The sequence below is a fragment of the Halohasta sp. A2 genome (assembly GCF_056175805.1).
Genome location: NZ_JAQFWV010000094.1, coordinates 1 through 11,047, shown reverse-complemented (window position 1 = coordinate 11,047; position 11,047 = coordinate 1). Strand labels below are relative to the sequence as shown.

The following is an 11,047-nucleotide window of genomic DNA, read 5'->3' as shown; positions in this document are numbered from 1 at the left end:
CTTTCGCACACGGACCAGTCAACAGAACGTGCTCTACGGCACGTGAAATCCGTCGGTCTCTTGCGCCCCATATCTTGTTTCACGCTCTCTTAGGATAGCAGCGTTTCCATCAAGTCAACAGAGCCGCTGCGCTATAATCCGAGTCAGCTTTGTAGCCAAGCTATCACTGTTCGTGACAGTTGTGTAGCCTTATGGAGGCATGGTTGATTAGTACACATAAATTAGTAAGAGATAGGAAAATAGCTAGTTTATGCTTGATACTACACTGAGGCAGCTAATAGCTACTCTTTTGAGAACCTATACACCTACGCTGTTAGGACTAAATTATCAAACATCGTAGCATTTATGTGAAGTTTAGCCATAACCTAATTATGGACGGTTCCAACCGAGACTGGAAGCCGAACTCGCTGAACTTAGGCCCTCTCGATCAGAATGCCCGCGATGTCGGGCCGTACGAGGAGGATTTTGATTACGCTGAAGCGTTCGAATCGCTTGATTTCGAGGAAGTGAAAGCGGATATCGAAGAGGTACTGACGACCTCTCAAGAGTGGTGGCCAGCCGATTACGGCCACTATGGGCCGCTTATTATCCGGATGGCGTGGCACAGCGCGGGGACGTACCGAACTGGCGACGGTCGCGGTGGTAACTCGGGCGGGACACAGCGGTTCGAGCCGCTCAACAGTTGGCCCGACAACGCAAACCTTGACAAGGCACGTCGGCTCCTCTGGCCGGTCAAACAGAAGTACGGTCGGAAACTGTCGTGGGCCGACCTGCTCGTGCTGTCCGGAAACGTCGCCATGGAGTCGATGGGATTCGAGACCTTCGGCTTCGGCGGCGGCCGTGAAGACGTATTTGAGCCCGACGTGGGTGTCGACTGGGGGCCCGAAGAAGAGATGATGGAAGACAAACGCCACGACGAGGAGGGCAACCTCATCGGCGACCTTGCAGCCGACCATATGGGTCTGATCTACGTCAACCCGGAAGGGCCGGGCGGGAATCCGGATCCACTCGAGTCAGCGAAGTATATCCGACAGTCGTTCGACCGAATGGCAATGAACGACAAGGAGACCGTCGCGCTCATCGCTGGTGGCCACACTTTCGGCAAAGTCCATGGTGCAAGTACAGATGACAATCTCGGTTCCGAGCCCGAATCGGCCGCTATCGAACACCAGGGCCTCGGCTGGGACAACGAGTACGGTGAGGGCAAGGGTGCCGACACGATCACCAGTGGAATAGAAGGCCCATGGACCCAATCGCCGACCAGTTGGGATATGGAGTTCATCGATAACCTACTCAACCACGAGTGGGAACCCCACAAAGGCCCCGGTGGGGCTTGGCAGTGGCGACCGAAGGATGGCGAACTGCGTGACTCTGCAGAGCCTGCTCACGACCCCAAAGACAGCGCCACTCCGATGATGCTCACCACTGACGTCGCGCTGAAGCGCGATCCGGACTACCGGGAGATCCTCGAACGGTTCCAGGAGAACATGATGGAGTTCGGAATCGCGTTCGCGAAAGCGTGGTACAAACTCATCCACCGTGATATGGGCCCACCGGAACGCTTGCTCGGTCCAGAAGTCCCGGACGAAGAGATGCTCTGGCAGGACCCCACACCTGCTGTCGACCACGACCTAGTCGGCGACGAGGAAATCGCGGAACTCAAAGCCGAACTCCTCAATTCGGAGCTGTCCATCTCCCAGCTCGTCAAGACGGCCTGGGCCTCTGCATCGACGTACCGCGACAGTGACAAACGAGGCGGGGCGAACGGAGCGCGGATCCGTCTCGAACCGCAGCGGAGTTGGGAGGTCAACGAGCCAGCGGCACTCGATGCCGTACTCGAGACGCTCGAGGAGATCCGGGAGGAGTTCAACAGCTCTCGATCCGATGACGTCCGGATCTCGCTCGCGGATCTGATCGTCCTCGGCGGGAACGCAGCAGTCGAGCAGGCGGCGGCCGATGCCGGATACGACGTTGAGGTCCCGTTCGAACCGGGTCGAACCGACGCCACCCAGGAACAGACCGACGTCGAAGCCTTCCAGGCACTGAAGCCGGACGCCGACGGCTTTCGCAACTACTACACAGAGGGTGATGTGTTAGACCGCTCGCCCGAGGAACTCTTGGTCGACAAAGCGGACCTGTTAGCGCTTTCGGCTACGGAGATGACCGCACTCCTCGGCGGCCTCCGGGTACTCGGTGCCACCTACCAGAATTCCGAACTCGGTGTCTTCACTGACGAACCGGAGACGTTGAACAACGATTTCTTCCAGACCGTCCTAGATATGCGCTACGAATGGGAAGCAATCGACGAGGACAAACTGCAGTTCGAAATCCGCGACCGAGAGACCGGAGAGACGGCGTTCACCGGCTCACGCGTCGATCTCGTGTTCGGATCGAACTCCCGGCTTCGTGCCCTCGCAGAAGTATATGCTGCCGTAGATGGTGAACCACAGTTTGTCGAGGACTTCGTCGACACTTGGAGTAAAGTCATGAAGCTTGATCGCTTCGATCTCGAATAATCGCTGATCACTATCCCATCTCCTGTCGGGTATTGAACACCATCCCGATTTTGTTTCGCTAATTGATGCGGTATCCTTTCGCATCAAGTCGCCGTATCGTTTTGGAGGGTGGCTGAAATAGCTGCCTTTCTGGCTGGCGGCATACAGCGTGTCTTGGAGCCCAGTTTAGTCTATATAGGAGCCATCGGCGTCGACACCAACCCCGAGAAGACCGAACGCAAAGAACACAATCTCCCACTCTATTTCGACTCTTTGCTCCTAATCGACGCCCTCAAACGCTACGGGCCGACTGATCTCTAAACGATGGAGACTGCTGAACTGGTCAACATCTATACGCTCTGCTCGGATGTCTAGCGCAATGCTGATGATCTCCGTCAAGATGTGCGCTCGCTTCTCCTCGATCGTCTCCACCACGACCAGCCCCGTCCACGGCCAGTACGGCTCTATCCAACGGACGAGTCGACGCAATCGAACACTCAAAGACGACGAAACCGCCATCAAACTATTCAAAGATCAAGGCATTGACTGCGAGCGTGTCACCATTGTCGACACCTCCAAAGTCGACGAGGCACTCAACGTTACCGACTTTTCGAAGTCGAATCACTACGAGATCGACGAAAGTCAGTACGTCTGCAAGGCCGATGTCGACGAAGAGATCAAAGAATCACGACTCCAAGGCCTCAAAGATCAAATCATGGCTTGTCGATGAACCACAGACAGAAGAACTCCAACGAGAGATCGAAGATCTCGAAGCTCAAATCGACAAACTCACCAATTTCAGTTCCGCAAGCAATGTCGACTAAAATTTCTCAACGAGATATGGTGAACACGAGCAGACAGGACCACAAGCCGTTGGTGGGAGACGGCTTGGGTCCGTCGGGGCTTTGCACAAGTCAGGTACTATACTAAGGGGCTACTCGGAGCAACTACTGCTTGATGGGTCGACAATGGCTCCAACGAGCCAGCGTCGACCCTCAGTATAGTCGTAATTCAGGTCAACACCTCCTTGCCACTCATTATTGCACATGTGAGGCTGCCAGGATATAAATCTCTCGTATAAATCCACAAAAACATAAATTATACACTAATAATAGACAAAATGTAGGTTTATTTGGCTTATATGAAGCATATTTAGGAATATAATAGCACACATAGTAAACGCGTAGTTGGATAGCAGTTCCATGCCGAGACGATTTCGTAGCAGTCTCATAGATCGTTCACCAGTACTGAACTATTGTGTCGCTGGGGAGTCGCGGATCAACGGAATCGATAGATTCCGTGATCCGCACCGATGATAGTTCGCTACTCCGCCAGCAGTTGGTAATCAAAGAGCTTGAGAACCGGTTTCTACGCCGCCAGATCACTGCAAAACAACAGGAGATCGAACAGCTTGAGGCTCGCCTCAAGCAGTACGAAAATCCAAACACACCACCCAGTAAGCAGGGTGGTGCGGCTAAATCACCAGGTGGTGACGGTCAAGACGAGGATGAAGACGAAGAATCTGAAGAAGACGACGCTGGCGGCGACCCTGACGCCGTCAGCGACTCTTCACCAGGACGGAGTGAAGGTCACGAAGGAACAACACGACCGCCACCAGAACCCGAAGAGACGATTCGGGTTGATCAGGGATACTGTCCAGACTGTGAGCAAATCCTCTCGAGCCCTGAGAAATACGTCTCACGAACTGTTATCGATGTCCTGCTTCCCGTTCCAACCACCGTCGTAGAGTTCCAACTCGGCAAACACAACTGCTCCTGTGGAAACGAGGTCGTTGCTGAGCATCCTGACTGTCCCGAAAAGGGGTGGTTTGGGCCAAATATCCTGGCCCAAACCGCTCTCGGTCGGTTCCATCAACGACTGCCAAACCGAAAACAGGCCGAGTTGTTTGACTGGGAGTTCGACCTTCCGATCTCCCACCGGACGATCTACAACTTAACCAAGCGGGTCGCAGACCGGCTGCGACCCGCATACAACGATGTCAAAGAGAAGATTCGAGAGAGTGAGGTCGTCTACTGTGATGAAACAGGCTTTCCGGTTGACGGAGAGCAACACTGGGCGTGGACGTTCGTCACTGATGACGAGGTGCTGTTCTGGGTTGATGAGAGCCGTGGAAGTGGAGTCTTAGAAGACGTCCTCGGCGAGGAATTCGCCGAGGACTCGACGCTCAGTTGTGACGGTTGGTCAGCGTATTCGAGTTATCACACGAAACTTCAGCGGTGCTGGGCGCACCTGTTGCGGGAGGCTGAGTACGTCGCTGAACGGTACGAGGAAGCAGAGCGGCTGTCTGAAGAGTTGCACGCACTCCACGACGATCTAACGACGTTCGTCGAAGGAGAGCTGTCCACTTCCGCCTGCGAGCAGAAGCGGGCGGAAGCGTCCTTGCACTTAGAGGGGCTGATTAGGGAGGATTACGAGGTCCGGGAGTTTTAGCAGCTGATCGAGAAGATCAGCAACGGATTGGGTCATTGGCTGACGTTCGTGACTGAGCCAGACGTTGACTCGACGAATAATCGCGCAGAGCGGGCTCTGCGCGAGCAAGTAGTCCTTCGGAAGATGTTTCGGACCCTCCGTTCGGCAGAAGGGGTCCAGATTCACGAGACAATAACAACAATGTTGGCGACGTGGAAACGACGAGGACTTGATCCACCAGAACAGCGCCAGTCAATTCTGGGTGGGAGAGAACTTTGGTAAGGACGAGAGGCTGAGCAGCAGATCCGTCTTCTGCTATCCAACTACCGTTGATGGAGACGTTCACGTGAACACCTGCGAGAGCCATGGATCGCTGATGCGATCCTGGCTTTCTCCTCATCGAGGTGTATCAAAAGACAAACTTACACCGTATCTCAGAGCGTTTCAGCTTAGACGTGAGGTCTTCAGAAAACCAGGAGAAGAAGCTCTGAAAAGCATCCTCGAAGCTGCACTATGACTCACCAACAATCTCCGCCACAAGAGCGAAGATATTTATCTGTCTGCTTGCGTACTTCTCTGAAGATACTGATCAAAGACCAATTACATGCAAGGAACACTCGCTACACCGGTGGCTGAACCATTCGTCATTGGTGCGATGATGAGTGCCGCCATGGAATTTTGGGATGGGATTATGCTCACGTATCTTCAGTTTCATTTAGTATTCACGCTGCCGGTGTTGGCAATTCTATGGTATCTTGCCCCCTCATATGCTCCGGTCCGACGGCAACGGGCTACGGCCGGACTACTTATTCTCATCGCCATCGCGTTTGCGTACACCACTCCCTGGGGAAGTTATATGATTCAAACGGGAGTCTGGTGGTACGGCGAGGGCGCAGTTGTCTGGCGCGCACTACACATCCCGCTCGGCGAGTACATGTTCTTCGTCATTCAGACGCTGATGGTGGGATTTTATTTCCACTGGCGAGGGTTTGATCCAACTTACCGAAGCGGTGACTTCGATGTTGTGCCAGCAGTCGCTGGCGTAATCATTGGGATCGGAATGTTTGTTGGTGGACTGTATTTGATCACACTTGGAGATTCGTTTTTGTATCTGGGTGGGTTGATCGCCTGGGTCGGACCCGTCGTGGTTATCCAGTGGGCGGTCGGTGCCGGCTATCTGGTCCGGGAGTACCGACCGTGGATTGAAGCCGCAATCATCCCGTCGTTGTATCTGTGGGTGATCGACCGCATCGCTATCGGGATGGGGACGTGGGTCATCTCCGAGCAGTACACGACTGGGCTGCTGGTTCCGCTTTTGGGGCTGCCAATAGAAGAGGCGCTGTTCTTTGTTTCAGCAGGCGTGATGACGGTTACCGGACTTGTTCTTTGGGAGTGGGTGCTCGATTACAACGATAAAACGGGTATTGTTGAAGCGTACGTTCACAAGCGATTGCGACCTAGTTGGTTGACCGACGAACCGAAATAGAGCGTCTGGCAACGCGAGTGACTCACTACTATTTTATGTACGAAGCCAATCCGTCAATTCGCATAAGGACCGAGGCAATCGATATTACCGCTATTGTCCGCATTGAGTGATTATCACCCTCTAGATAGAGTGTGCCTACTGTATTCGAGCCTTACATATTCAACGAGCCGTTCTTTTCTATTCAACGGTCAACAGAAGACACTTACAAGTTCTGGAGGTTTAATTTCACCCGCGACAGTGTCGACCATGTATCTAATCTATAATATATGGTGTGTATAAATCAAACCATGGCAGACAGCACACAATTTGCATTCTCAAGCGGACTTATTATCGGCGTTGTATTGGTTGGCCTCGGCTTGGGGGCTTGAATTTTCAGTGGATTCGCCAGTATAACCGCACTCGTCCCAGCTATCTTCGGTATGCTCGCGGTTGGATTTGCAACTGTTGTCAAGCGTGGAAACGGATACAACAGTTTAGTGATCAACTGGTTTGTCCCAACTTGTGCTCGCAGTCTTGCATATTAGATGTCTTTGTCTAAGACATTCCCAACAAAAGCGAAACCTCTCGTAGAACCAAAAAATAAAAACACATCGATAAATCCCACTAATAAGTTATAAAGATAATTCTCATGACTTTAGAAGTGTTACCCGGAACACTAACGTCTGACCTCATCCTGACGGCAGCATGCCGTGTCAGTTGGGAAACCCTCGTGCCGGGCGGCAGTCAGTCACAGTCGACAGCGAACGTGAAGTTAGTCGGTACCAGTCGAGCAACACGCTGAACGGAGCTCGTCGACTTGAGTGGGAGTGAGCCACACTTTTGTTCGAACTTTGGAATCTAGATTTTGGGCCATTTGAGTGACCTCTGTTTATATACTAACCACCCTCTACGGCCACTTACTTTGGAGTCCATATTGAATCCAAAGTTCGGGGAACTAATCTCTAAGAGAAGGAAAATAGAACCGAGACACAAGAGCAATCATGAGTTGTTCAGTTGAACAGGTTGCTATACTTATAGTGATTAGGACGAATCATTACCGGTTAGATACGGCCAAATATCTGGCTCGCTAACCGCGTTCAATCCTCGTGGTATATACTCTTCCAGTGTTGAGAGATCTGGAATAAGCCGGTACTTGAACCATTCCTGGAGTTGGTCCCAGCACCCTTCGACAGGGTTCAGTTCGGGGAGTTTCGACGGGAAATACCAGACTTCGAGATCATCTCCGCGTACGCACGAGACCGAACTGTCTCCGACAGTTTCGGTCTCGCGCTCTCCGCTCACATGCTCCCAGAGATCTCTCGCGTAGAAGTAGCTCGCTTGATCAAGAAATACTACTAACTCTTCACCAAACCGCTCTTTTAGCGCCTCTAACAATCGAATTCCGTGGTGTCGTGTAAGATTCTCTTCCGTCCAGGTGTAGAAACTCTCGCCGCCGTCGGTGACAGCATCAAGTACTGTCACCGAGTCCCAGGAGCTTGCTGTCTCTATCGTCGGGTTTGAGACGACTGGGAACCAACCGCGTCGCTGAACGGTTCCAACGTGCTTGGTGAACTGATCGACGACAGCAACTGTTTTGTCGCTCAACTCTGGCCGTTTTTTTCGACTGTCTCTTCAAACTCTGCCTTCTTTTCAGGATCGGCTTCGTGATGACGCGGCCGTGCTGTCCGCAAGGACAGCCCGGCCTCGTCCAACAGTTCGTACGCGTAGGCTTTGCTGTATTCGACATTGTACTCCTCTTTGACGTGGTGAAGCAGAAGCTTCGGAAACCACGCTTGCTGATCGTAGCCAAGTTCAGTTGGTGCCTGTTGCAATTCTTCGAACAACTGTTCGCGTTCTTTGCCTTCGATTTTAGCTGGCCCTCCCGGTCGAGGAGCATCGTAGGGAGCTTGCTCAAGCGGCTGTTCCTCGAACTGATCAAGCCAGTTTCGGATCGTCTTCTCGACAACGCCGTGGCGATCAGCCAACGTATGTAGATGGTCGCCCAGCTTGCGCCCAATCGCCGCGAGAACGCGTTCTCGCGGCTTCCCATCCTCTACTTGGTCTTTCAGCTCGTGGAGTTCCTCAAGTGTGATATCGTCGAGCCGACCCATTACCGACTGTATTGAGTACTTCGGTAAATTACTTACCTAATCACTATCAGAAGCCGAACAACTGGATCGTCATTCTTCAGTAGACTCACGCTCATCACTATCTTCTCGTACAATTACGACAGGACATGGTGCCCGGCGTGCTACCGACTCGGCGACGCTCCCAAGCAATACCCTAGGCATTCCCGACCGACCTGCACTCCCCATAACGATGTGATCGACATCGTTCTCTTCGGCGTATCTTACGATCGTTTTCGCGGCGTGGCCTTCCTTCATCCGCGTCTCGATTCCTCGATCGTGTTTGCCCGCGATTTCGTCGGCCCGCGTGAGTATTTCTCTCCCCTTTTCGACGGCGAGTTCGTACGCCGATTTGGTTGTGTCTTGTGGGAACTCAGTAACTTGAACGACGTGAAACACGTGTATCTCCGCTTCTGAGAAGATATCAAACGCTTCCCTGAGGGTTGCTTCAGATTCCGGTGATCCATCCAACGGAACTAAGATCCGTTTCATGACATTCATATATACGCGGCCGTCAGACTTAATAGTGTTCTGCGGTCGCTCTTCTGACCAGTGGTGAAATCAAGAGTATTAGAGTCTTTAGCCAGAGCCAGACCAGATGCTGAACTCGCGCTCGCAGTATTGCAGACATAGCTCGGTGAACTCCAGTATCCAGACTACTCCATCTCATAGCGAGCTATCGATCGCTGTTCACAGGACGGACATACATTTGTTCCAGGTTCGACCGTCGACCCGCAGCGTCGACATTCACACAGAACCTCACCGTGGGTGCTGCTAACCAGACGCCTCAGTAGTCGAAACGGCGGGAGCGTCATTATCGACAGACAAGCCAATCAACCATCATAAACCTACAGGATAGTTTACATCCCTCTACGGAGTAGTCGTCCACTAACCAGCACAAAAGGGGGTATGCCACACAGAGTGTGGACACGACGAAATGATTGGCAATCGGGTCCCCGCTGACGCTTCGGCCCCCAAGACGAAGCGCATCTCGTTCTTCACGCTGCGGCATAATAATTGTATTCCTGAATTTCAGGTTTTGAAAATAAAATTCTGTATCCGACGCTACCATTTTCCTTCTCCCACGACGTATTGGTAGATACCGATGCCATTCTCTGGAATCTGGCACACCATCCTCGACGAAATCGACGAGGTGCCACCTACCGCTACCTTCCGAACCCCACTTTCTGACAAACCATTCCGCATCGAAGACGCCCAAGAACATCGCCTCCTCATTTCCTACCGCGACCAAGAGACGACTATCCCACTCAAACGCGAGCAGTTCGAGACCCTCTATGACCGTGTCTCTGATTCTCCACAGCCCTTCGATCTTGATCGCCTCCCAGCTGACGCCGAACCCTACGCCACTATTCTCTCGATTCACCCACTCTTCGAAATCGACCCACGCGATGGCGTGTTGAAACCCACCGACAACCCCACTCCCTCTTCGCTCGTCGACGCCGACCTCCCTGTCGAAGGCCAAGACTCCGATCCCACGCGTGAGGAACCCGACCTCCCGCTGTACTCCGACGCCTTGCTCCTAATCGATGCCCTCGAACGCTACGAGCCGACTGACCTCGAAACGATGGAGACCGCTGAGCTGGTTAACCTCTACACGCTCTGCTCGGATGTCCAGCGTAATGCAAATGACCTCCGCCAACAGGTCCGCTCGCTTCTCTTAGATCGACTCCACCACGACCAACCCGTCTACGGCCAGTACGGGTCTGTCCAGCGCACCAGTCGACGCAATCGAACCCTCAAAGACGACGAGACCGTCCTCGAACTACTCGAAGACCAAGGCATTGATCGCGAGCGTGTCACCACCGTCGACGCCTCGAAAGTCGACGACGCACTCGAAGTGACCGACCTCTCAGAGTCGGATCTCTACGAGATCGACGAAAGCCAGTACGTCCGCAAGGCCGATGTCGACGAAGAGCGCAAAGAATCCCGACTCCAGGGCCTCAAAGACCAACTCGCCGCTGTCGACTCCACAGAGACAACCGAACTCCAACAAGAGATCGAAGACCTCGAAGCCCGTATTGAAGAACTCACCAGTTTCAAATCCGGGACGGATTTCGCCTGAATTCACACAGTGATCCGCCCTGAAAAAGCCGAATAGCGGAGGTACTAACCCAGGAAAGAGTTCAGGGGAGAGCGATTTCAGTGTCCTCGAGTTGGTCGTTCTCCCACTGTCGACGCTCTTCGATCAGTTCTCTTCCCAGTGGGGTGAGCGTATACAGATTCGTCCGATCATTCATTTGTTCCTTTCTGACTAACCCCTCGCCGACGAGGTCGTTGAGGTTGGGATAGAGCCGTCCGTGATTCACTTCAGCTGTCAAGTATTCTTGGAGTTCTCGACGGATGTCCGCGCCAGATGGCTCGTCGAGTGCGGCAATACAATAGAGGTAGTTGGATAGCAGTTCCTTCATTCAAAAACGACCGTCTATGACGCTCTATCGTCGAATTTTGTGTCTGATATCATATATAACTAGATTCTATTTTTATATCACTATATTGAGCGTGTATTTATA

7 protein-coding genes and 3 pseudogenes are annotated in these 11,047 nt (G+C 52.8%); 6 read left to right on the top strand and 4 right to left on the bottom strand.

All coding sequences use genetic code 11. The annotated features are described in order from the left end of the window. Positions 1-371 precede the first annotated feature (371 nt). The 5 genes and pseudogenes from katG to O2S87_RS16860 all read left to right on the top strand — a co-directional run bounded on the left by katG (position 372) and on the right by O2S87_RS16860 (position 6,411). Positions 372-2,516, top strand: coding sequence for a catalase/peroxidase HPI (katG, locus tag O2S87_RS16880; RefSeq protein ID WP_475409924.1), 2,145 nt, complete (start codon positions 372-374; stop codon positions 2,514-2,516). Between the two features lie 204 nt (positions 2,517-2,720). Then, a pseudogene (locus tag O2S87_RS16875) lies at positions 2,721-3,319 on the top strand (DUF7983 family protein); the annotation flags it as partial. A gap of 433 nt (positions 3,320-3,752) precedes the next feature. Then, a pseudogene (tnpC, locus tag O2S87_RS16870) lies at positions 3,753-5,207 on the top strand (IS66 family transposase). Between the two features lie 46 nt (positions 5,208-5,253). Next, positions 5,254-5,442, top strand: a pseudogene (locus O2S87_RS16865) (IS1595 family transposase); the annotation flags it as partial. Positions 5,443-5,616: 174 nt separating this feature from the next. Next, positions 5,617-6,411, top strand: a complete 795-nt coding sequence (locus tag O2S87_RS16860) for a lycopene cyclase domain-containing protein (protein ID WP_475409925.1) — start codon at positions 5,617-5,619, stop codon at positions 6,409-6,411. A gap of 1,020 nt (positions 6,412-7,431) precedes the next feature. Here O2S87_RS16860 and O2S87_RS16855 read toward each other — a convergent pair. The 3 genes from O2S87_RS16855 to O2S87_RS16845 all read right to left on the bottom strand — a co-directional run bounded on the left by O2S87_RS16855 (position 7,432) and on the right by O2S87_RS16845 (position 9,008). Next, positions 7,432-7,995 carry an IS630 family transposase gene (locus tag O2S87_RS16855; protein WP_475409923.1) on the bottom strand — a complete coding sequence of 188 codons (564 nt, stop codon included), beginning with the start codon at positions 7,993-7,995 and terminating at the stop codon, positions 7,432-7,434. Next, complete coding sequence (locus tag O2S87_RS16850; protein ID WP_475409922.1) at positions 7,992-8,501, bottom strand: winged helix-turn-helix domain-containing protein; 510 nt, start codon at positions 8,499-8,501, stop codon at positions 7,992-7,994. Before O2S87_RS16850 ends, O2S87_RS16855 begins: the two co-directional genes overlap by 4 nt. Before the next feature lie 69 nt (positions 8,502-8,570). Further along, entirely contained in the window at positions 8,571-9,008 is a 438-nt protein-coding gene (locus O2S87_RS16845) for a universal stress protein (protein ID WP_475409921.1), read from the bottom strand. A gap of 613 nt (positions 9,009-9,621) precedes the next feature. Here O2S87_RS16845 and O2S87_RS16840 point away from each other — a divergent pair. After that, positions 9,622-10,599, top strand: a complete 978-nt coding sequence (locus tag O2S87_RS16840) for a DUF7983 family protein (protein ID WP_475409920.1) — start codon at positions 9,622-9,624, stop codon at positions 10,597-10,599. A 61-nt stretch (positions 10,600-10,660) separates the two neighbouring features. On the opposite strand, the gene O2S87_RS16835 is transcribed toward O2S87_RS16840, so the two are convergent. Further along, positions 10,661-10,945 carry a PadR family transcriptional regulator gene (locus O2S87_RS16835; protein ID WP_475409919.1) on the bottom strand — a complete coding sequence of 95 codons (285 nt, stop codon included), beginning with the start codon at positions 10,943-10,945 and terminating at the stop codon, positions 10,661-10,663. Between the last annotated feature and the right edge of the window lie 102 nt (positions 10,946-11,047).

Coding starts and splice junctions, on each gene's coding strand:
- O2S87_RS16845 (WP_475409921.1), bottom strand. CDS start 9,008: ATGAAACGGATCTTAGTTCCGTTGGATGGATCACCGGAATCTGAAGCA.
- katG (WP_475409924.1), top strand. CDS start 372: ATGGACGGTTCCAACCGAGACTGGAAGCCGAACTCGCTGAACTTAGGC.
- O2S87_RS16835 (WP_475409919.1), bottom strand. CDS start 10,945: ATGAAGGAACTGCTATCCAACTACCTCTATTGTATTGCCGCACTCGAC.
- O2S87_RS16840 (WP_475409920.1), top strand. CDS start 9,622: ATGCCATTCTCTGGAATCTGGCACACCATCCTCGACGAAATCGACGAG.
- O2S87_RS16860 (WP_475409925.1), top strand. CDS start 5,617: ATGCTCACGTATCTTCAGTTTCATTTAGTATTCACGCTGCCGGTGTTG.
- O2S87_RS16850 (WP_475409922.1), bottom strand. CDS start 8,501: ATGGGTCGGCTCGACGATATCACACTTGAGGAACTCCACGAGCTGAAA.